Below are 21,076 nucleotides of genomic sequence, written 5' to 3'. Positions count from 1 at the left end.
CAAGCGACGAAGTCGCGGCGTCCGCGTTCGGCCTCTTCGACTGGCCTCATTCAAGCGTAAGACGATCAACGACCTCATCGCGATCACCAACGATCCCGACATCGACGAGGTGTCGGTCGAGTGGCGGCGGGGTGACGCCTACCCGACGAGGGTCGTCACCGACCCGGTCAGGCAGTCCACTGACGACGAGGTCACCTACACGGTCTCCAACGTCACCATTGGTTGATCAGTTCTGGGCCGGCCAATTCGTGACAGGCGGCCCGGCTCGGTGCTTTGTCGTGCGGTCCCGTCCCGTGGCGGACCACGATGTTCATCTATTACCAACAGTTTGACGGGCAATGGACAGGCGGCGTTCCTCCGGGTTTCACCGAAACAATCCGGACGCGGATCGAAGCATGCCAGTAACGTCGCGACGTTCATCTCGGTCCCGCCAAAGGAGCGTTATGGCCAAGCCTCTGGACAGCTACAGCGGAGTAAATTTCGACGACCCGGGATCCGGCACCGACTATCGCGCCCCGCAGCCCTTTGTGGCGTCCGTCAACCGCCGCCGCTTCCTGCAGCTGGGCGGCGCGGCCGTCGGCGCGATGGCGCTGGCGGGMACCGGCGGAGTCGCCGGGGCCACGGCGGCCAGGGCGAGCGCGCTCGCGGCCGGCTCGACCGGGACGATCTCGGACCTCAAGCACGTCGTGATCCTGATGCAGGAGAACCGCAGCTTCGACCACTACTACGGCAGCCTGCAGGGCGTCCGCGGCTTCGGCGACAGGCAGGCGTTCCGGTTCCAGAGCGGCAACACCATCTTCCAGCAGCCGGACACGGGCCGGGCGGACGGCGGCTACCTGCTGCCGTGGCGCATGAACTCCGCGACGATGAACGCGATGAACGCCGGCGACCTGGACCATTCCTGGTCCGGCGACCACAGCGCCCGCAACTCCGGGCTGTGGAACAAATGGGTATCGGCCAAGGGTGAGCAGTCGATGGGTTACCTCACCCGCGCCGACCTGCCGTTCAACTACGCGCTGGCCGACGCGTTCACCATCTGCGACGGCTACCACCAGGCGATCATGGGGCCCACCAGCCCGAACCGGATGTACTTCTGGACCGGGACCTCCAGCGGGGCGACCACCAACCCGGCCGACTACACGGTCAAGTTCACCAATGTGAAGACGTACCCGGAACAACTCACGGCGGCCGGTGTCACCTGGCAGGTCTACACCAACCACGAGGTCGGCGACGGCAGCGGCGCCAACGGCTGGGTCGGCGACTACGGCGACAACCCGCTCTGGTTCTACAAGCAGTACCAGACGTCGATGAAGGCGACGACCGCCGCTGGCCAGCAGCTGGCGATCCGCGGCGCGGTCCAGCCCTGGAAGGCCAACGCGGGCACCGCGCTCGGGCCGAACCACGTCAACCACGTCCTGGCCCAGTTCCTCGCGGACGCCGCCGCGGGCACGATCCCGCAGGTGTCGTGGATCGTCGCGCCCTACTCCTACTCCGAGCACCCCTCGGCGAGTCCCGCCTACGGCGCGCACTACATCCGCGCCGTGCTCGAGGCGCTGATGGGCAACCAGGCACTGTGGGAGAGCACGGCCCTGTTCGTCACCTACGACGAGCACGACGGGTATTTCGACCACGCCCTCCCGCCCGCGCCGGAGACGAGCTACACCAACGAGTTCATCACCGGCCAGCCGATCGGCATGGGCACCCGCGTGCCGATGCTCATCTGCTCCCCGWGGACCCGTGGCGGCTGGGTCGACTCCAACACCTACGACCACACCTCGATGAACCGGTTCCTCCAGACCTGGACCGGGGCTCCGCTGGTGAACGTCACCGCCTGGCGCAACCTGGTCAGCTCCGATCTCACCGCGGCGTTCGACTTCGCGAACCCCGACTTCTCCATCCCGACGCTGCCGGACACGGTGCCGCTGATCACCCAGTCGGACGCGGCGAAGAGCCTGCCGGCGGTCAAGCCGCCCGCCTCGGGCGCGCAGGTCGCGCCGGTCCAGGAACCGGGTACCCGCCACCACCGGCCGACCCGCCACATGCCGCACGCGGACGTCGCGGTCAACCGCACTACCGGCGTGGTCACCGCCACCATGTCCAACACCGGCAGCCTGGGCGTCTCGCTGTTCGTCTTCCCCGACAAGTACCTGACCGCCACGGCGACTCCGTTCACCGTGGTCAGCGGCACGAACAAGACCTACACCTGGAACACGTCGTCGACGTCCGGGAAGTACGCCTTCTCCATCTACGGTCCCGACCGGTTCGTCCGCTCGTTCGCCGGCACCGTGGTGGCGGCCAGCCAGACCACCGCCGCGGTCCCGCAGGTGTCGGCGGCCCCGGTCACCTCGGCGGCGGGCGGCGGCGTCGCCTCGCTCACGATCACCCTTGGCAACGCCGGGCAGCCGCAGGTCACCTACACCCTCACACCCAACGACTACGCCGGAACCACGCAGACCGTCGCGGTCGCCCTCAACGGTTCCACCACGGTCGCCTGGCCCGTCGACGCCAACGGCTACTACGACGTGATCATCACGGCGAACACCGCTGACGGCTACACCCGCCGCTACGCCGGCCGCATCCAGTGAGGAACGTCCGGTAGGGAACCGGCGGTCGCCGGGTGGCTCGCCTCGTACCCGTGCGCTCGCCGGCGACCGGTACCCGTCCGCGTGGGTGGCGGACCCAAAGTCTGGGTACAGCCGCGACGCAGCCACAAGCGAACGGTCACTCGACGAGGAGTCCGCGATGAGCATGGTCGACAAGATGCGAAACACCCTGCAGCGGGTCACGGGTCGTGGCAAGCGGACCACCGGCCGGGTCGCCGGGGACCGCGACCTGGAGGCCCGCGGATCCATGGAGAAGTCGGGCGGGGACATCAAGCAGGCCGGCGAGAACCTGAAGGACGCTCTCCGCTGACATTGATCGCCGCGAGGGCGGCGTCCGCCACCAGATCTGGTCGGTGGCGGACGCCGCCCTCAGCCATCTCCCGGTTCCTGAGGCCCAGGCGCCATCAACTCAGCCATCAACTCAAAGGTGATGTCCGGCCGGTCCCCGTCCGTCGGGCGGTTCGCGCAGTAGGTACCCGGATGTTCCGGGTCGTGTGGGTACAGGACGCGCGGCAGGGCAGGGATATGGGCGACTGAGGATGAGGAGGAGAGTCAATGACGGATGCACTGACCGGTCGGCGGGTCGCGTTCCTGGTCGCGCCCGAGGGCGTCGAGCAGGTTGAGCTCACCGAGCCGTGGCAGGCGGTTCGCGAGGCCGGTGGAGTCCCGGTGCTGGTCTCGACGAAGGACGGCCGGGTCCAGGCGTTCAACCACCTCGAGAAAGGCGAGACCTTCGCGGTCGACGAGACGGTCGAGGGGGCGGATCCGGCGTCGTTTGACGCGCTGGTGCTGCCGGGCGGGGTCGCGAACCCGGACTTCCTGCGCTGGCAGCCAGGCGTCGCTCAGTTCACCCGTTCGTTCTTCGAGGCGGGCCGGCCGGTCGCGGTGATCTGCCATGGTCCGTGGACGCTGATCGACGCGGGTGTCGTGCGGGGCCGACAGCTGACGAGCTGGCCGAGTCTGCGGGCCGATCTGGCCAACGCGGGCGCGGTCTGGGTCGACGAACAGGTCGTCGTCGACCAGGACGGACCGAACGTCCTGATCAGCAGTCGTCGGCCAGACGACCTGAAGGCGTTCACCCACGCGCTCATCGAGGAGTTCGCCCGGACGGCGMGCGGCCGGACCCAGGCGGCCGGTGCCGGCGTCTCGGACGCGGACGCCGCGCGCGAGGTGGCCGCCCAGACATCCGCCGATCTCAAGGCGACCGACGTCTTCGCGCGGGAATCCGGCGGCGTGGCCACCGACACCGAGGCGGCCAAGGCCGGCGGTGACGATCTCACCCGGTGAGGTCGCCGCCCGCCGGATCTCAGGACCGCGAGTCGTCGGGGCGTTCGAGGGCTGAGGTGATCCAGGCCTGGCAGGTGTCGCGCACGCGGCCCATCTCGGTCAGGCCGGCGTCGGTGAGCAGGGTGGCGGCGACGCCGCGGACCAGTCCCTGCAACAGGACCGCCACGGTCTGGGGATTGAGGTCCGGTCGGATCGATCCGTCGCGCTGACCTGTCTCGATCAGCCCGGCCCATCCCTCGAGGCTGCGCCGATCGGCGTCGATCATTCCCTCCACCGAGGCCTGCGTGGGGAACGTGGCTCCCCACATGACGATCAGCGCGCGGTCGCCGGAGCTGGGATGTTCGAAGCGCTCCAGGAACGCGTCAACCGTGGCCCGCACGAGGTCGAGGCCGTGGGCGTCCTGGACGTTGYGCACGCGCCGTTCCAGGGCGGCCCACGCCGAGTCGTCGATCTCGTTCTGCGCGCGGCGCGCGAGCCGTGCCACGAGGGCGTCCTTCGACCCGAAGTGATGGGTCGGGAGCCCGCGGCTCGTCCCAGCGCGCTCTCCGATGCTGGCCAGGGAGGCCCGCTCGACGCCACGCTCGGCCACCAGATCGGCGGCGGCCTCGAGCAGGGCCTCCTCGGACTCGTTGCGCCGTTCGACCTGGGTCCGGCGTCGAGGAGCAGCTGCGTTCACAGCCCGAGCCTACTTACTTGATGTGCGACCAACAAGTTAGGTACGGTCCGGCGTATGGCCAGGTACGACATCGTCATCAAAAACGGCACCGTCATCGACGGACTCCGTACGCCTCGCTACAAGGCCGACGTCGGGATCAAGGACGRCAGGATCGCGCAGATCGGCGTGATCGACGCGAGCGAGGGTGCCGAGGTGGTCGATGCCGCCGGCAAGATCGTCGCGCCCGGCATCGTCGACATCCACACCCACTACGACAGCCAGCTCTTCTGGGATCCCTGGTGCACGATGTCCGCCTGGCACGGCGTCACCACGGTCGTCCTGGGTAACTGCGGCTTCGGCTTCGCGCCCTGCAGGCCTGAGGACCAGGACCGCACGATGCTCAGCCTCTCCCGCAACGAGGCTGTGCCGATCAAGACGATGCGAGCCGGGATGCCGTGGGACTGGGTGACCTATCCCGAGTTTCTCGACAGCGTCGAGCGCACACCCAAGGGCGTGAACGTCATGTCCCTGGTCCCGCTGGCGCCGCTGTACACCTACGTCGTCGGCATCGACAAGGCCAAGAAGGACCGGGCATCCGACGAGGAGCTCGAGCGGATGTGCGAGCTCCTCGCCGAGGGCATGGAGGCCGGTGGCTGCGGCTGGAGCTCGCAGATCTCAGGCGACCTGTACAACGTGCAGCTCGACTACGACGGTTCGCCGATGGTCACCGACATGATGACGGAACGCGAAGTGACCGCGTTCGCGCGGGCGCTGAGGAAGATCGGCCGCGGCAGCACGCAGATCACCGGGCAGCTGGAGACCGCGGCGCTGATCGCGCGGGAGAGCGGCCGGCCCATCATCTGGAACGCGCTGGCGCCCACCGGCTCGGTCAACCAGCACGGCGAGTCCCAGTTTCCCCACCGCGAGACCATCAGCCGCCTGGAGGCGCTGAACTCGGAGGACGGCCTGCGCGTCTTCGCCTCCGCCCAGATCGTCCGCTTCCAGTCCGAGATCGTGCTCGAGAACTACAACCTCATGGACATCTTCCCCGCGTGGAAGGACGCCGGGCTCGGCACGCTGGAGGAGAAGATCGCCAAGTTCTCCGACCCCGGGCGTCGCCCGGCGCTTAAAGMGGCGGTCGACGAGCTCGATGGCGGCTTCGGCGCGGCTCGCTACCCGATGGCCGAGATCACGGTGAACTGGATAACCAGCGACGCCAAGGACGCTCTGGCGCTCAAGGAGCGCTACGAGGGGTTCACCCTCGGCGAGATCGCCGAGCGGGAGAACAGGCACATGGTCGACGTCATGCTCGATATCGCCGTCGCGGGCAACCTCAACGTGGGCTTCGGCACAACCATGATCGATATGGACACCGAGGCGGTGAGGGAGGTGGCGTCCTGCTCGGTAGCGCTACCCGGCATCAGCGACGGCGGCGCCCACACCAAGTTCGTGACGACCGCTCGCTTCGGTACCGAGCTGCTCGCCCACTGGGTCCGCGACCACGAGATCATGTCGCTCGAGGAGGCGCACTGGCGCCTGTCCTCCTACCCGGCCATGGCCATGGGCCTGCGCGACCGCGGCTCGATCGCCGAGGGCCGGCCCGCGGATGTCATCGTCTACGACCTCGAACGGCTGGAGGCGCTGCCCCAGGAGCGCCTGTTCGACTACCCGGCCGACGAGTGGCGGCTGGTCCAGAAGGCCGTCGGCTACGACCGGATCATCGTCAACGGCAAGACCACCTTCATCGACGGCGTCTGCACCAGCGAGACGCCCGGCAAGCTGCTGCGCCACGGCACGGCATAGGGCGGACTGAGGACCTGAGATGAACGAGACCGGTACGACAACCCCGAAGCTGTTCGACGCGGACAACCACTACTGGGAGACGAGCGACGCGTTCATCCGCCACCGCGACCCGAAGTTCGCCGACCGCGGCGTCCAGGTCAAGGAGGTCGACGGCGTGCCGCGTTATCTCGTCGACGGCCAGCGGACCGAGTGGCTTCCCGGCCCGGCCGACGTGCACCCGCGCCCGCTGCCGGGCGCCTTCCTGGACTACTTCCAGGGCGGCACCAGCCGCGACGTGTTCCTGTCGGGCTTCACCGAGCAGCCAGCGGACCATCCGGACTGGTACGAGCGCGAGTCACGGCTCAAGGTGATGGACGGCCAGGGACTCGAGGCCACCTGGCTGTTCCCCTCCCAGGGCGTGGTGATCGAGCCGCTGCTGCACACGGACATCGAGGCCGCGATCGAGTGCTACCGGGCCTTCAACAGGTGGCTCGACGAGCAGTGGGGCTTCGCCTATCAGGACCGGATCTTCGCAGCCCCCTTCATCACGATGTGCGACCCGGACGAGACCGTGCGGGAGCTGCGCTGGTGCCTCGACCAGGGCGCCCGGGTGGTGAACATCCGCCACGGCGCGGCGGTCACCCGTTCCGGCAACCGGTCGCCCGCCGACCCGATGTTCGACCACTTCTGGGGCCTGGCCGCCGAGGCGGGGGTGGTCGTCGCCACGCACGACGGCTCGGACGAGACGTACACGCCGGTGAACGACCTGATGGCGTCCGTGTGGGGTGAGGCCCACCTGGCGGGCATCGCTCCGGGCGACACGAACCACCTCGGTCAGTCCTCGACCTTCTCGGGCCTCATGAAGCACCGGACGGTCCACGACTTCGCCTACGTCCTCGTGGCCCACCGGCTCTTCGAGCGCTTCCCGAAGCTGAAGGTCGCCTACATCGAGAACGGCTGCGCCTGGGTGCCGTCGCTGCTGCTGGCGCTCGACTACCTRGGTCACGGAGAGGCTTTCAGGACCAGCCCGCGCGACCAGTTCATCGAGCACTGCTGGGTCGCGCCCTTCGTCGAGGAGGACGTGCGCGACCTGTCCCGCCACCTCCCCGTCGAACGGATTCTCTTCGGCTCCGACTGGCCCCACGGCGAAGGCTTCCCCACCCCCAGGGACTTCCTCGCCAACGTCGCCGACTTCACCCCGGCCGAGCGGCAACGGATCATGTACGACAACGCGCGGGAGCTCACCTTCCCGCGCTGAGGTCGCGGTCAGGCGGGATCCGCGGTCCAGGAGCGAATGTGCCAGTGGGCCGTCGCCCGGCGCCCGAGTCATTCGTCTGCGCCCGCGCGTCGCCGTGCCGGCGGCAGGGCCGGGTCGAGGGCGCGCGGACGAGCCTGGCATATGCCATACTCTCGATGTCGACGTCGACCTCGACGTTCGGCCGAGATGAGGTGCGGCGATGACGGTGCGGCTGGACGGACCGACGGTGGGCAACAGCGCGGGCTGTCGGCGCCGCTTCGAAGCCCACTAGTCCGGCCGGTAGACGTCGATGCTGGACATGACCTCCGGCAACGGCCATGGCCCGTTGCGCGCCGACGTGCCCGCCTACGCCGCCGCGGTCGAGGCGTGGTTGGCCTCGCGCCCCGCCGCGTTCGTCGCGGCGGCCCGCCCCGTCGCGTCCTATGCGCGGCGGGTCGCCGTCACATCCGACCTCATGCGCGTCCTGTTCGACGAGGGCTGGGCACGCTACGGGTGGCCCGAGGCGGTCGGTGGCCTGGGCGGCGACATCCTGCACCGGGCGGCGATGTGGGAGGCGCTGGCGCGCCACGGGCTTCCCGCGATGGCGCTGTTCGAGCACCTGGAGATCCTGGCCCCGACGCTCGTGGCCATGGGCGACCAGGAATTCGTGGCGCAGGTGCTGCCGCGCTTCCTGCGTGGCGAGGAGCGCTGGTCGCAGGGGTTCTCCGAGCCGGACGCCGGCTCCGACCTCGCGAGCGTCCGCACCCGCGCTGTTCCGGTCGAGGGCGGGCACGCCATCACCGGCCGGAAGATCTGGACGAGCTGGGCCCGGTACGCCACCTGGTGCCTGGTCCTCGCGCGGACCGGGACCACCCAGTCACGCCACCGTGGCCTGACCGCGTTCGCCGTCGACCTGCGCTCGCCGGGCGTGGAGGTCCGGGCGATCGAGCAGGCGAACGGCACCGACGAGCTGGCCGAGGTCACCTTCGACGAGGTCCACGTCGGGCCGGGCCGGATCGTCGGTGAGCTGGACGGCGGCTGGCGGGTCGCGATGCACATCCTCGCGCACGAGCGGGGGACGTTCGGCTGGTTCCGGCACAGCTTCCTGTACCGCCAGCTGTTCGACAGCCTCGCCGAGGGATCGCCGTCGCCGGCGGGGGACACGCTGCTCGGCGACGCCCTGCTCGACCTGGCCGCGGTCCGCGCCAGCAGCCACGCGGGACTGCGGGCCCATGCCGCCGGAACGGCGCTCGGCCCGGCGGCGGCGTTCGTGAAGCTGCTGCCGGCCGCCGGCGAGCAGGCGGTGGGCGACTGGGTGCTCGCGACCGACCCGGACCTGGCGGTCGGGACGCAGGACGACGACGTGGCCGTGCGCCGGCAGGACTATCTGTTCTCCCGCATCGTCTCGGTCTATGGAGGCTCGCGGCAGATGCAGCTCGACACCATCGCCAAGCAGATCCTGCGGCTGCCGTGACGCCGGTGGCGGAACAGGCCGACCGCGAGTTCCTKGACGCGGCGCGCCTCGCGCTGCGTGCCCCCGCCGGCGGTGGTGACCCGCTCGAGGCGCTGGGCTGGTGGGACCTGCTGCCGGAGCTTTCCGACCGGGACGCCCGGGCGGCGGCGTTCGCGCTGTTCCGTGCCCAGGGCCGGGAGCTTGTCAGCTCCGCCGCGCTGGGTGGCCTGCTGGCCGCGCCGTTCCTCGCCGCGACGGGGCTGGCCCCTGGCGCGTTGGTCGCGACGGTCAGCCGCCGGTCGCCTCGGCGCGGCGAGCGGCTGGTGGCCATCGGGGATGTCACCGGCGCGGCGCTGCTCGTCGACCGCCCAGGCCACGGTGCGGCGGTCCTGGCGCACGACCAGGTCAGCCTGCGCCCCGTCGCCGTCGCCGGGCGGCTGGCCGTGCACGAGGTGGAGCTGGACCCGTCCGCCTGGAAGGCCGCCGTCCCGGAGAGCGTGGCCGCGCCCGCGCGCGTCGCTGGCCGGTCTCTCGGTCGTCTCGCGCTGGCCCTGGAGATCCTGGGCGCCGCCGAGGGCGCGCTGGCGCTCGCGGTGGCGCACGCCGCCGCCCGGGAGCAGTTCGGCCAGCCGATCGGCGCGTTCCAGGCAGTCCGCCACCTGCTCGCCTGGGCGCGGACCGACTGCGTCGCGCTGGACGCCGTCACCACCGTCGCGGTCCGCCTCGGGGAGGCGGCGCCGCCCCGCCACGCCGAGGTCGTCAAGGCCCTGGCGGGCCGCAACGGCCGCCGGGTCTGTGAACGAGCCCTCCAGGCGCTGGGTGCCATCGGGTTCACCACGGAGCACGACCACCACCACTTCCACAGCCGGGTGCTCGCCCTCGACGCGTTGCTCGGGACGTCCGCGGAGCTGACCCACGCGCTGGGTGCCTGGTTCCGCGAGACGGGCACCGACCCGGCCGTGCCCGCGGCCGTGCTGCTGTCGGATTAGCCGTGCCACTGCCGGAGCAGAGGAAATCGGAGTAAGGGAAAGAGGAGAGACGTGCCGGTGTCGAAGGTGGAGCTGGGGCTGAGCCTCGCGGGGATCCCTCGGGACGCGGCCACGCTCGCCGCGGTGGCGCGGCGAGCCGAGGAGTCCGGGTATGGCTCCGTGTGGACCGGTGAGGCGTGGGGGAGTGACGCCTTCACGCCGCTGGCCTACGTGGCCGCGCTCACCAGCCGTATCCGGCTGGGCACGGCCATCGCGCAGATGCCGGCGCGGACGCCGGCCGCGACCGCGATGACCGTGCTGACGCTGCAGCAGCTGTCCGGGGGGCGTCTTGTGCTCGGGCTGGGGGCGTCGGGGCCGCAGGTCGTCGAAGGATGGCATGGCGTGCCCTACCGCACGCCGGTCCAGATGACGCGCGAGTACGTGGCCGTGCTGCGCAGGGCGCTCGCCGGGGCCGAACGCCTGGAGTTCTCGGGCTCGGTCTACTCGATTCCCTACACCGGGACAGACGCGACCGGTCAGGGACGGGCACTGCGCACCACGATGCCGCCCGCCGCGGACACGCCGATCCTCGTCGCCGCCCTGGGCCCGAAGAACGTGGCGATGGCCGTCGAGGAGGCCGACGGCCTCCTTCCCTACCTGTGGAGCCCGACCCGGTGGGACCGGGCCTGGGGAGACACGTTGGCGAAGGCCCCTGAGGGGTTCGAGGTGGCGCCGACGGTCGTCGCCTGCGTCGGCGACGACCTCGACGCCTGCCGCGACCGGGTGCGCCCGCAGCTCGCGCTGCACATCGGCGGCATGGGCTCGAAGTCGAAGAACTTCTACACCGCGCTTGTCGCCCGCTACGGGTACGAGGCTGAGGCCACCCGCATCCAGGACCTCTACCTGAGCGGCGACCGCGCGGGCGCCCGCGCCGCCGTTCCCGACGAGCTCGTCGACGACCTCGCGCTCGTCGGGCCGCTGCCCCGGATCGCCGACCAGCTCGCCGCGTGGCGTGAGGGACCGGTGACGACGCTGATCGTCGAACCGACCGATCTCGCCATGCTGGAGCCGATCGCGAACCTGTGGTGACCTGACCCGGCGGTCGTGCGCGGCGAGGCCGCCGTCCGCCGGCCGTTCGCCCGGCCTGCGGGATCTGGCGGAAGGGCTCAGGCGCGGGGCAGACCGAGCAGCTGGCGGCCGATGAGGCCGCGCATGATCTCCGACGCGCCGCCGGAGATGGTCAGGGCCCGGCCCCAGAGGAAGTTGTGCCGCCACCGGTCGGCGACCGCGAGGCCCTCGTGGTCGACCGACGCGGCGGACGCGAGGATCTCCATGGCGAGCTCCGTGAGGGCGACGTTGGTCTCGGTGTAGGCGAGCTTGGCGACGGGCCCGTCGCTCGGGTGCTCGTCGTCGACGAGGATCCGTTCGACGGTGTCCCGGACGATGAGCCGGACCTCCTCGACGCGGGTGAGCGCGTCGGCGAGCTTCGCCTGGACGTCCTCGTGCCGCAGTGCCGTCGTACCGTCGGGAAGACGGGCGGCGCGGGCGAGCGTGACCAGGTCGGCGAACAGCCGCTCGAGCTGCACCGCGTTGGCGCCGACGAAGGCCCGTTCGGAGGCCAGGCCCGACGTGACGAGCTTCCAGCCGCCGTTCACCTCGCCGAGCACGTGCTCGCGGCCGAGCCGGACGCCGTCGAGGAAGACCTCGCAGAACTCGGCGTGGCCGGTCATCTCGCGGATCGGCCGCACGTCGAGGCCGGGYAGGTCCATCGGCACGACGAAGGCGGTCAGGCCGGCGTGCCGGCCCGCGGTCGGGTCGGTGCGGGCGAGGAGCAGGCCCATGTCCGCCCACTGGGCATCGGTGCTCCAGATCTTCTGCCCGGTGACGAGGAACCCGTCGCCAGCCGGCTCGGGCTCGGCGCGGGTGCGTAGCGAGGCGAGGTCGCTGCCGGCGTCGGGCTCGCTGAACAGCTGGCACCAGACGTGCTCGCCGCGGCGGATGCGGGGGAGCAGGTCCCGCTTCTGCGCGTCGGTCCCGAACTCGATGATCGCGTGACTGGCCAGCATCACCTGGTCGAGCGGGCGATAGGCGTCGCCGCGGATCAGCTCCTCCATCAGCACGAGGTCGTGGAGGGGCCGGTGGCCGGCCCGGCCGCCCCACTCGACCGGCCAGCCGGCGCCCAGGTAGCCAGCCTCGTAGAGGGAGCGCAGCCAGCCGCGGATCGCCTTCTCCTCGTCGGCGTCCCGGGGGACCCGCACGCCCTCGCCCCGCATGGGCACGCCCCGCTCGGCGATGAACGAGCGGATCCGCGCGCGATAGGCGTCGACGTCGGTGTCTGCCGTGCCGCTGGTGTCTGCCGTGATGTCGGCGTCTGCCTTGATGTCAGTGGCCATCGGTCCACCCCTCCGCGTCTGCGAGTGATCTCTGTGCGGCGCGTGGGTTCGCGGCCAGCCGGGCGTCCTGGTGGGCGCGGCGCTCGTAGAAGTGCAGCCCGTACTCCCAGGTGAAGCCGATGGCCCCGGTGAGCTGGAGCAGGTCGTGCAGGATGCGCGTGGCGCCGGRGCTGACGCTCAGGGACGCCAGGGCGACGTGCCGGCGGGTCCGGCGCTCGTCGTCGTCGAAGAGCCGGGCGGCCTCGGCGACGGCGAGCGCCATGCCCCGCGCGCGTACGGTGTGGTCGACGAGCCGGTGCTGGACGGCCTGGAAGCCGCCGATCGGCCTGCCGAACGTCTGGCGCTGGCCGGCGTAGGCGACGGTGCGCTCCAGCATCCGCCGCACGCCGCCGACCGCGTCCGCGGCCAGGAGCAGTTCGTACAGCGCGACGGCCCGCCGGGCGGCGTCGCCCGGCACGGTGACGCGGCGGCCGCGGCCCGGCGCCGGGGTGACGTCGGCGCAGGTCCTGGTCCTGTCGAAGCCGTGGCGGGACGAGTCGGCGGTCCAGTCCGCCGGGTCGGACAGGAGCAGCAGGTCGTCCCGCCGGCGGTCCAGCAGCAGCGGCGCGTCCGCGCCCGGCGCGCCGTCGACGAGCCGGGCGACCAGGCTGTCCTGGTCGAGGCGTCCGAACGCGCAGACGCGCTCCCCGGCGAGGACGCCGGCCAGCAGGTCGTCGGCGATCGGGTCGCCGGCGGCGTGGGCGAGCGCGTGGACGCTCGCTGTGAGCCCGGCGAACGGGCCGCCGTGCAGCGCGGCACCGAGCTCCGCCGCGGCGGCGACGGCCGCGTCGGCCCGCAGGCCGAAGCCGTCCTTCTCCTCCGGCGCGCAGAAGGCGGCCAGGCCGAGTTCGGCCAGTACCGGCCAGCTGGTGCGCCAGTCGGCGTCCACCGTCGGCGCGAGGTCGTGGCGGGTGGTGCCGAGCGCCCCGCGCAGGGCCTCTCGCAGGGCGGCGATGTCGTCGGCGGCGACCGTGGTGGTCAGAACGGCGTCAACTCCTTTGGCTCGCCGGTTCGCCGGGAGTCCGCGCAAACCTCGACATTGGTATCGAGTTCGATATTCTGGGCGCGACAGGTCGGGCGTCAAGCCGAGCTCGACGCGATCGGGACGCGCGGCGGATCGTGGCGGTCCGGTGCCAGGTCCGGGCCTGGTGGTTCCCGATCGTCGTTCGACCGGCAGGGCCGCGATCCGCTACACCCTGATCTGACCTGATCTCCCGATGGGGCGGAGACGACACGGGAGATCTCGATGCCAGCAGAGACGACGTATGGGAGTGACATGGCCGACGGTCGGAGCACGCAGGGCCCGCTGCTCGTCGAGGCGCGCGGGGCGGTGCGGGTCGTGACGCTGAACCGGCCCGACGCTCTCAACGCCGCCGACGAGGCGCTGCACCCGGCGCTCGCCCAGGTGTGGCCCGAGCTGGACGCGGACCCGGAGGTTCGCGCGATCGTCCTCACCGGAGCGGGCAAGGCCTTCTCCGCGGGCGGCGACCTCGGCCTCCTGGACAGGATGACCAAGGACGTCGACCTGCGCACCCACATCATGGCGGAGGCGGCGGACATCGTCCGTGGGATGACGTCGGTGCGGGTGCCGATCGTCGCGGCGGTCAACGGGCCGGCGGTCGGTCTCGGCTGCAGTCTCGCGGCGATGAGCGACCTGGTGGTCGTCGAGGAGCACGCGTACTTCGCCGACCCGCACGTGGCGCTGGGGCTGGTCGCCGCCGACGGCGGGGCGCTGACCTGGCCGTTGCTGATGAGTCTGCTGCGTGCCAAGGAGTTCATCCTGCTGGGCGACCGACTGCCGGCCGCCGAGGCGCTGCGCCTCGGCCTGGCCAACCGGGTCGTCCCGACGGGGACGTCGGTCACCACGGCCGTGGAGCTGGCGACGCGGCTGGCCGCGCTGCCCCCGCAGGCGGTGACCGAGACCAAGGCGATCCTCAACGGCGCTCTGCGCCACGGGATCACGTCATCGCTGTCGGACGCGCTCGGTCAGGAAACGGCGTCCTTCGACGAGCCGGCGTTCCAGCGCAACCTCGCGGCCATGCTGAGCCGGGCGGCCGGCGGGGCAAGCCGGTGAGCGCACCCGCCGAGCTCCCACGGGCGCGGGGAGAACGCGCCGCGCGGTACCGCGCGGACGGGCTGTGGGACAACCGGCTCCTCGCCGACGGCGTCGAGGCGGGCGCGGATCGCGGTCCCGGCGTCGTGGCGGTCGCGGACAACGACCGTCAGCTCACCTACGCCCAGCTGGCCACGGCCGTGGCGACGGGGGTCGCCACCCTGGCCGAGCGGGGCGTCCGGGCGGGTGACGGCGTCGTGCTCGTCAGCGGTAACACGCGTCATGGAGTGATCGCCTACCACGCCCTGCTGCGTGCCGGCACGACGGCCGTCGTGCTGGACCGCCGGTGCGGCGTCGCCGACCTGCGCGTCGCCCTCGACGCGCTGCCGGGGCGGCCTCGGGTGATCGTGCCGGCCGGTGAGGCCGACCGGCTCGCCGAGCCGCTGGCCGAGGCCGCCGGTGTCGTGCCGCTGGAACTGTTCGACGAGGTGGACGGCCCGCCGGCCGGCTCCATCGGCTCACCGGGTCCCACCGGACCGGCTGGGTCGTCGCCATGGGCGCCGACCTGGGCGGAGCCCGACCGGGACCGCGCCGCGGTGGTGCTGTTCACGTCAGGCACCACCGGCCGGCCCAAGGGTCTCGTTCACTCGCTCAACACGCTCACCGCAGGTGCCGACAACATGGCGCGGTGCGCGTCGGCGGGCGGGGACTCGGTGGTCTTCCTCGTCAGCCCGCTCACCAGCATCACTGGCCTGTCGCAGATCCACCTCGTCGCGGACCGGCACGCGACCCTGGCGCTGGAGGACCGGTTCGAGCCGGAGCGAACGCTGCGCCGGTTGAACACGCTGGGCGCGACCCTGCTTGGCGGCGCGCCGGTCATCGCCGAGCGGTTGCTCCGGGCCGCCGCGGCGGCCGGCCCGGACGGCACCGGGATCGGGATCGGCCTGCGGACGCTGGCGCTGGGTGGCGCGATGCTGCCACGTCCCCTGCTGGAGCTGGCGACGGACACCTTCGGGATCGAGATCGCCCGGGTCTACGGCTCCTCCGAGGCGCCCACCTTCTCCGGGAGCCTGCCGGGCGACGACCGCGAGCGGCGGCTGTCCGACGACGGCGCGCTCCTGCCGGGCAGCGAGGTGCGCGTCGGCTCCAGCCAGCACCCGCGGGAGGGCCTGTTGCGTGGCCCCAACCTGTTCCTCGGCTACCTCGACGCGGCGGACAACGAGGCCGCGTTCGAGGACGGCTGGTACCGCACCGGCGACCAGCTCGAGCTGCACGACGGCCGGCTGACCGTCGTCGGCCGGCTGAAGGAGGTCGTCAACCGCAACGGCCTGAAGATCTCGCTGACCGAGATCGACGCGGCGCTGACCGGCCTGCCCGGAGCCGCCGAGGCCGCCTCCTTCGGCCTGCCTGACCCGTCGACCGGCGAGCGGCTCGCCGTGGCGGTCTGGCCGGCGGGCGACGCCATGGTCACCCTCGCCGACGTCGTCGCCCATCTGACCGCCCAGGGGGCGGCGACGCGCAAGCTGCCCGAGCAGCTCGTCCGCTGGGACACGCCGCTGCCTCGGACCGCCTCGGGCAAGGTCGTCCGGTCCCGGCTGGTGATGGAGGCACCCGGCAGGGACAGCGACCTGGCCGCCCGGCTCGCCGGCGGCTGACTCCGAGACCCCGGTCGGGCCGCCGGCCCCGCGGCCCGACCGGCCGGAGATCGCCACATATGTCGAAGTCGATGTCGATATTTACTATACTGACGCCGTGACCGACTTAGCGATCGAGGACCAGTTCGCCGTGCGCGCGACGCTCGCCCGGTACTGCCACCGGTGTGACGACGGTGATCTCACCGGTGTCGTGGCGCTGTTCACCTCCGACGGCGTCTTCGTCCACGGCGACCGGACTGCCCGCGGCGAGGTCGAACTTCTGGAGCTCTTCCAGAGCACGCAGGGCAGACCCAGCCAGCGAGGAAAGCACGTGACGGTCAACCCGGTGCTGGAGTCCGACGGGCGAGACCTGGTCCGAGTGGCGGCCGACTTCGTGTTCCTGCGCTTCGCGGGTGACCGCCTGGTTCCGGCGATCACTGGCCGCTACCGCGACGAGATCGTCCGGGTCGACGGCGCCTGGCGGATCGCCCGGCGCGAGGTGCACACCATGGAGAAGCCCGGCTGACCGGCCCGGCCAGGATGTTCGTGCACCTCTGACGGCTGCCAGGAGGAGTTCTGATGCTTCCCTCTCCCGAGGACCAGGTGGCCATCAGCGGCCTGCTGGCCCGCTACTGCCTGACGCTCGACCTGGACGACGTGGAGGGCTGGGTCGGCCTGTTCACCCCGGACGCCAGCTACCAGGTGTACGGGCGTTCCTTCGACGGACACGAGGCGCTGCGCGCCATGATGACCGCGGCTCCGGGCGGGCTGCACCTCGGTGGCCCGCCGGTCATCGACGTGGTCGGTCCGGACGAGGCCCGCACCACCCGCAACCTGCTCTTCGTCGACCGTTCCGACGGGATCGCGCGGCACGCGGTCTACAGCGACGAACTCGTCCGGACTCCGGACGGCTGGCGGATCAACCGCTGCCGGTGCCAGTTCATCACACCGGACGGCCTGTCCGATCGGCCCGCGCGCACCAGGAAACCCGCCCCGGAAGGTTCGTGACGGCTTCACATCCTCCTGGAGCGGGACGTCGTCGTCCTGAAGGTGCGTGGTGTGGTTGCCTGAGATCAGCGCGCGGCGGGGGCCGCCGGTCAGCGGCCCCCGCGTCCTGCGCCGGTGCTCATCCGGCTGTGAGTTCGGCCGGACTTGTCAGTCCGGGATCGGGGTGTTCGCCTGCACCTTGAAGCCGGTCGGCTCGCCCTTGTCGTCCAGGGTCGTCGTCAGCCCGCCCCGGGTGCACACGGAGGGCGATTCCGGGTAGGCCTTGCCGTTGCAGCGGAACCTCAGCCCGCCGGCGCCCGGCAGCTCCTTCTCCGGCATCGCCTTGATGGCGGCGTTGACCGTGGCCGGGGTGATGTCACCCTTGACACCGTCGGTGGCCGTCATGAGGCCCGCGAGCGTGACGAACATGCCGCGCCCCACCGTCGCGGACGGGTCGATGTTCTTCCCGTAGGTGCTGATCACCGAGTTGTAGAGGGCGGTGGACGGGTCGTCCCCGCCGACCGGGAAGGCCGCGGCGACGGTCATCCCCTTGAGGATGCTGCCGGAGACGGCCTTGCGGGTCGCGTCGGTCATGCACTGGGATATGGCGCTGATCGGGCCGTCGAAGCCGACCTGGCGCAGGCCATTGAACGCGCTGATGCAGAATGCGTCGTTGCCGATGACGAACGCGACCGAGGGGCCGCCGGTGGTGGCCGCCTGCAGCTGCGCGGTCATGTCAGCGGTGCCCGGGGGGATCCGGATGAGCTGGTAGTCGAGGCCTGCGGCCTTCATGAGCCCGGGTGCGACGTCCTGGACGCTGGGGAGGATCGCGGGGACGTCGATGACGACGGAGACGACCTTCTTCGCCTTCGCCTGCTGCGCGCTGGCGATGGGCAGCTGCTGGATCGCGAAGTTCGGGTCGCTGACGGAGTAGATCGTCGGGTCCTTCAGGATGTCTGGCGTGGTCAGGCCGTAGAACATCGCGGGGATGTCCGCGTCGGCCAGCGGCTTCGCCACGGCGTCACCCACGGATGACTCGCCGACCGCGACCGCCACRACGTCCTGCTCGACCAGCTGGTTGCCGCAGTCGGTGCCTTTGGCCGGGTCTCCCTGGGTGTCGCACTTCACGATCTCGATGGGCCGGCCGCCGAGGCCGCCGCGGTGCTCGTTGAGCCACTTGACGGTCGCCTCGGCGACCTCGAACTGGACCGTGTTGTCGAGAGCGGGGGTCTTCCCGTCCGAGACGATTCCGATCTTGACGGGTGCGCCCGTCGCCTTGTTGACCGCTCCGAGCGCGTCCGCGCTCCCGGAGGCCGCCGTCGTGGGGCTGCCGCCGCTGTCACCGCCGTCGTCCGAGCCGCCGCACGCGGCGGTGAACAGGAGTAGAGCCATCGGTGCCGATAACAGCACGCCCGCCGAAAGCCGCGGGTACCGCCGCCTCGCCTTGGCGAGACGACGCGGACCTGTCGCTTCCTGCATCTGCGTCTCCAACCGCATAACGCCATCCCTACTATTCCTGTGGAGTAGCTGTATGAATGGATTCGGTCGGTCGCGACAGGCCATGTCTGGAGGCCGTCGACCGACCTGGGACGCGACCAGCCGGCGACGCGAGCCGAACCGCCGGCCGCGCGTCGCCGCTGCCTGCGCGTCGGCCCCGATCGTGCGGCGGCCGTCGGTGACGGGTAGGCGACCGTAGCCGGGCCGGGCGCGCGGTGCGCCCGTCGCGGCCACGTGAGTGACGGTCCGTAGGTGGCGGGCGTCCTGCCGGCCGCCCCAGCCTCGCGCAGGAGCGGAGCCAGACCCGATGCGGCGTCGTCAAGGTCCAGGACGCTCAACCGGTCGCCGAGTCTTCCGGTGACCCGCGATACCCGAGTCGGCGCGTGCTGGTCTCGCCTCGCGACCAGCGAGCTGGCGAGCCAGCCTCTGTTCTCAGGCTCCCCTCCAGCCCCGGACCCACGCCTCAGCGAACGTCGACATCGATGTCACCCTTGATATTGGGAGTGAAGCTGAGGCGAGTCAAGGCACTACCTCGGACGGCGCTGTTGCGTTCGGTCAAGGGGAGGCGTGGCGGACATGTGCCGGTGCCCTGGTCGCAGGGCCAGAGCGAGTCGAACTCGAAGTTGACATCTATATTGACATCTGGCACGGTGGGCTCACCATCAGCCCGGTCAGTCGGACGGACATGCGGCGGCGGTGGGGTCCAGGGCAGGTCAGCCACGCCGGTGCTGCCTGCCCTGGCTCGCCCCCGAGGCGGACCCGTTCGCCGCTGAATCAGCCGCCACCGTGATTCGCGCCTGGTCCGAGCGGTCAGCCGACCTGGCGGGCCGCATCTGACCAGTAGCGCTGGCGCAGAGCTTTCTTGTCCGGCTTTCCCACGGCGGTGAGCGGGAGGGCGTCGACGAACTCGACGCTCTTGGGGGCGTGGTGGGAGCCCTTGCGCTCCTTGACCAGCGCGGCGAGCTCCGCCGCCAGCGCGTCCGCGGGCGCCGACGTGCCGGCGCGCAGCACGAGGACGGCCTTGACGGCCTCGCCCCATTTCTCGTCGGGCACGCCGATGACGGCGGCCGCGGCCACCGCCGGGTGCGTCGAGAGCACGTCCTCGATCTCGCGGGGGAAGACGTTGAAGCCGCCGCTGACGATCATGTCCTTCTTGCGGTCGACGATGGTGTGGAAGCCATGCTCGTCCTCGCGGGCGATGTCGCCGGTGTGCAGCCAGCCGCCCGCCAGGGCCTCGGCGGTCTGCGCCGGCTTGTTCCAGTAGCCCTTCATGACCAGCGGCCCGCGCACGCAGATCTCCCCGGGCTCGCCGCGCGGCACCTCGCTCCCCTCGTCGTCGAGCAGCGCGACCTTCAGCCACGGCACCGGACGCCCGCAGGAGGCCAGCCTGGCGAGGTCGTCCGGGTCGTGGTCCTCCTTGCGCAGCACGAACACCGTCTGGGGCGCCTCCGTCTGCCCGTAGAACTGGAAGAAGACCGGCCCGATTCGTCGGATGGCCTCACGCAGCCGGGTGGGCGACATCGCCGAGGCCCCGTAGAAGACCGTCTGAAGGCTGGACAGGTCGGTCTGGTCGAGCCGTGGATGGTCGAGGATGGCGTAGATCATCGCCGGGACGAGGAAGACCGACGTGACKCGGTGGCGTTCGATGGCGTCGAGGACGGCGCCGGCGTCGAACCTGGGCAGCACGACCACGGAACCGCCCTGGTGCAGCACCGGGACGATGAAGRGCGCGCCCGCGTGGCTCAGGGGTGTGCAGACGAGGTGGCGCAGATCGGTCGGCCACTGCCATTCTGTGAGCAGGATCTGCGTCATCGCGGCGCTGCCGCGGTAGGTGGCCATCACGCCCTTCGGCTGCCCGGTCGTCCCGCCCGTGTAGGCCACCGCGGAGATCCCCTCGGCATCGAGGCGGGGCGCGACCAACGGCAGCGGGTCGTAGCCCTCCGCGAGATCACTCAGATCCTCGCCGACGTCGCACGGCCCGAACGACAGCAGCCGCTTCAGGGTCGGCACCCGCTCCTGGAGCCGCGCGGCCCGGTCGGCGAAGGACGGGTCGAAGACCAACGTCTCGACCTCGGCGTCCTCGACGACGTAGGCGTGGTCGTCGAGCGAGCCCAGGGGATGCAGCGAGGTGTTGCGGGCGCCCGCGACCATGTACGCGCCCATCGCGTACAGCACCTCGGGGCGGTTCGTGGAGAGCATGGCGACGCCGCTGCCCGGCCGAACCCCCTTCGCGACGTAGACCTGCGCGTACCGGCTGATCCGCGCGCCGAGCTGGGCGCCGGTCAGGACGCTGTCCCCGAGGTGGATCGCGGGCTGGTCGGGATGGCGGCGCAGCGCGGCGATCAGCAGGTCGGGAAGGAACGCGCCGCGATACAGGTCCTGGTGCAGGTCCGCCGCCTCGTCGGGCAGTGCGCCGCTCATGGTGGTACTACCTCCTGCGTCCGCTGATCCTGGGACGGCCGCCGAGTGCGCGAATGAAGATCATTTG

18 protein-coding genes are annotated in these 21,076 nt (G+C 71.2%); 13 read left to right on the top strand and 5 right to left on the bottom strand.

Annotation, left to right across the window (positions count from 1 at the left end; all coding sequences use genetic code 11):
- The first annotated feature begins 40 nt into the window (after nucleotides 1-40).
- The 4 genes from BL253_RS44105 (at nucleotide 41) to BL253_RS28070 (ending at nucleotide 3,890) form a co-directional block, all read left to right on the top strand.
- Nucleotides 41-226 carry a DUF6174 domain-containing protein gene (locus tag BL253_RS44105; protein ID WP_338013756.1) on the top strand — a complete coding sequence of 62 codons (186 nt, stop codon included), beginning with the start codon at nucleotides 41-43 and terminating at the stop codon, nucleotides 224-226.
- Nucleotides 227-443: 217 nt separating this feature from the next.
- Nucleotides 444-2,585, top strand: coding sequence for a phosphocholine-specific phospholipase C (locus BL253_RS28080; protein ID WP_198946426.1), 2,142 nt, complete (start codon nucleotides 444-446; stop codon nucleotides 2,583-2,585).
- 157 nt (nucleotides 2,586-2,742) lie between these two features.
- Nucleotides 2,743-2,913 carry a CsbD family protein gene (locus tag BL253_RS28075; RefSeq protein ID WP_076820311.1) on the top strand — a complete coding sequence of 57 codons (171 nt, stop codon included), beginning with the start codon at nucleotides 2,743-2,745 and terminating at the stop codon, nucleotides 2,911-2,913.
- A gap of 245 nt (nucleotides 2,914-3,158) precedes the next feature.
- Entirely contained in the window at nucleotides 3,159-3,890 is a 732-nt protein-coding gene (locus BL253_RS28070) for a type 1 glutamine amidotransferase domain-containing protein (protein ID WP_076820310.1), read from the top strand.
- A 19-nt stretch (nucleotides 3,891-3,909) separates the two neighbouring features.
- On the opposite strand, the gene BL253_RS28065 is transcribed toward BL253_RS28070, so the two are convergent.
- Nucleotides 3,910-4,566, bottom strand: coding sequence for a TetR/AcrR family transcriptional regulator (locus tag BL253_RS28065; RefSeq protein WP_076820309.1), 657 nt, complete (start codon nucleotides 4,564-4,566; stop codon nucleotides 3,910-3,912).
- Nucleotides 4,567-4,620: 54 nt separating this feature from the next.
- Here BL253_RS28065 and BL253_RS28060 point away from each other — a divergent pair, with 54 nt between their 5' ends.
- The 5 genes from BL253_RS28060 (at nucleotide 4,621) to BL253_RS28040 (ending at nucleotide 11,074) form a co-directional block, all read left to right on the top strand.
- Nucleotides 4,621-6,348: an N-acyl-D-amino-acid deacylase family protein gene (locus tag BL253_RS28060; protein WP_076820308.1), complete on the top strand. Its 1,728-nt coding sequence runs from the start codon at nucleotides 4,621-4,623 to the stop codon at nucleotides 6,346-6,348.
- 19 nt (nucleotides 6,349-6,367) lie between these two features.
- Complete coding sequence (locus tag BL253_RS28055; protein ID WP_076820307.1) at nucleotides 6,368-7,585, top strand: amidohydrolase family protein; 1,218 nt, start codon at nucleotides 6,368-6,370, stop codon at nucleotides 7,583-7,585.
- Nucleotides 7,586-7,874: 289 nt separating this feature from the next.
- Nucleotides 7,875-9,038, top strand: coding sequence for an acyl-CoA dehydrogenase family protein (locus tag BL253_RS28050; RefSeq protein WP_076820306.1), 1,164 nt, complete (start codon nucleotides 7,875-7,877; stop codon nucleotides 9,036-9,038).
- Nucleotides 9,039-9,043: 5 nt separating this feature from the next.
- The gene (locus BL253_RS28045) at nucleotides 9,044-10,006 is read left to right on the top strand and encodes an acyl-CoA dehydrogenase family protein (RefSeq protein WP_241835224.1); all 963 of its coding nucleotides are present in this window, start codon (nucleotides 9,044-9,046) and stop codon (nucleotides 10,004-10,006) included.
- Between the two features lie 51 nt (nucleotides 10,007-10,057).
- Nucleotides 10,058-11,074 carry an LLM class F420-dependent oxidoreductase gene (locus tag BL253_RS28040; protein WP_241835223.1) on the top strand — a complete coding sequence of 339 codons (1,017 nt, stop codon included), beginning with the start codon at nucleotides 10,058-10,060 and terminating at the stop codon, nucleotides 11,072-11,074.
- Between the two features lie 77 nt (nucleotides 11,075-11,151).
- On the opposite strand, the gene BL253_RS28035 is transcribed toward BL253_RS28040, so the two are convergent.
- Together BL253_RS28035 and BL253_RS28030 are read right to left on the bottom strand one after the other, a co-directional pair.
- Complete coding sequence (locus BL253_RS28035) at nucleotides 11,152-12,378, bottom strand: acyl-CoA dehydrogenase family protein (RefSeq protein ID WP_081438766.1); 1,227 nt, start codon at nucleotides 12,376-12,378, stop codon at nucleotides 11,152-11,154.
- Complete coding sequence (locus tag BL253_RS28030; RefSeq protein ID WP_241835222.1) at nucleotides 12,368-13,447, bottom strand: acyl-CoA dehydrogenase family protein; 1,080 nt, start codon at nucleotides 13,445-13,447, stop codon at nucleotides 12,368-12,370. The genes BL253_RS28035 and BL253_RS28030 overlap by 11 nt, the downstream gene beginning before the upstream one ends.
- 246 nt (nucleotides 13,448-13,693) lie before the next feature.
- Between BL253_RS28030 and BL253_RS28025 the strand changes: the two genes are divergently transcribed.
- The 4 genes from BL253_RS28025 to BL253_RS28010 all read left to right on the top strand — a co-directional run bounded on the left by BL253_RS28025 (nucleotide 13,694) and on the right by BL253_RS28010 (nucleotide 17,112).
- Nucleotides 13,694-14,491: an enoyl-CoA hydratase/isomerase family protein gene (locus BL253_RS28025; protein WP_076820304.1), complete on the top strand. Its 798-nt coding sequence runs from the start codon at nucleotides 13,694-13,696 to the stop codon at nucleotides 14,489-14,491.
- Nucleotides 14,488-16,125 carry a class I adenylate-forming enzyme family protein gene (locus tag BL253_RS28020; protein WP_076820303.1) on the top strand — a complete coding sequence of 546 codons (1,638 nt, stop codon included), beginning with the start codon at nucleotides 14,488-14,490 and terminating at the stop codon, nucleotides 16,123-16,125. The genes BL253_RS28025 and BL253_RS28020 overlap by 4 nt, the downstream gene beginning before the upstream one ends.
- A gap of 97 nt (nucleotides 16,126-16,222) precedes the next feature.
- Entirely contained in the window at nucleotides 16,223-16,630 is a 408-nt protein-coding gene (locus BL253_RS28015) for a nuclear transport factor 2 family protein (RefSeq protein WP_076820302.1), read from the top strand.
- Nucleotides 16,631-16,683: 53 nt separating this feature from the next.
- Nucleotides 16,684-17,112, top strand: a complete 429-nt coding sequence (locus tag BL253_RS28010) for a nuclear transport factor 2 family protein (RefSeq protein WP_076820301.1) — start codon at nucleotides 16,684-16,686, stop codon at nucleotides 17,110-17,112.
- 147 nt (nucleotides 17,113-17,259) lie between these two features.
- Here the strand turns inward: BL253_RS28010 and BL253_RS28005 are convergent, their stop codons facing one another.
- Together BL253_RS28005 and BL253_RS28000 are read right to left on the bottom strand one after the other, a co-directional pair.
- Nucleotides 17,260-18,588: an ABC transporter substrate-binding protein gene (locus BL253_RS28005; RefSeq protein ID WP_241835221.1), complete on the bottom strand. Its 1,329-nt coding sequence runs from the start codon at nucleotides 18,586-18,588 to the stop codon at nucleotides 17,260-17,262.
- Between the two features lie 810 nt (nucleotides 18,589-19,398).
- Nucleotides 19,399-21,009, bottom strand: coding sequence for an AMP-binding protein (locus tag BL253_RS28000; protein ID WP_198946425.1), 1,611 nt, complete (start codon nucleotides 21,007-21,009; stop codon nucleotides 19,399-19,401).
- Nucleotides 21,010-21,076 lie beyond the last annotated feature (67 nt).

The sequence above is a fragment of the Pseudofrankia asymbiotica genome (assembly GCF_001983105.1).
GTDB lineage: Bacteria > Actinomycetota > Actinomycetes > Frankiales > Frankiaceae > Pseudofrankia > Pseudofrankia asymbiotica.
The sequence above is the reverse complement of the archived record's forward strand: the minus strand, read 5'-3'. Positions and strand labels throughout refer to the sequence as shown.

Bases quoted from the DNA above. Each gene is read 5' to 3' on its own strand.
- BL253_RS28075 (WP_076820311.1), top strand. From the start codon at position 2,743: ATGAGCATGGTCGACAAGATGCGAAACACCCTGCAGCGGGTCACGGGT.
- BL253_RS28050 (WP_076820306.1), top strand. From the start codon at position 7,875: ATGCTGGACATGACCTCCGGCAACGGCCATGGCCCGTTGCGCGCCGAC.
- BL253_RS28025 (WP_076820304.1), top strand. From the start codon at position 13,694: ATGGCCGACGGTCGGAGCACGCAGGGCCCGCTGCTCGTCGAGGCGCGC.
- BL253_RS28010 (WP_076820301.1), top strand. From the start codon at position 16,684: ATGCTTCCCTCTCCCGAGGACCAGGTGGCCATCAGCGGCCTGCTGGCC.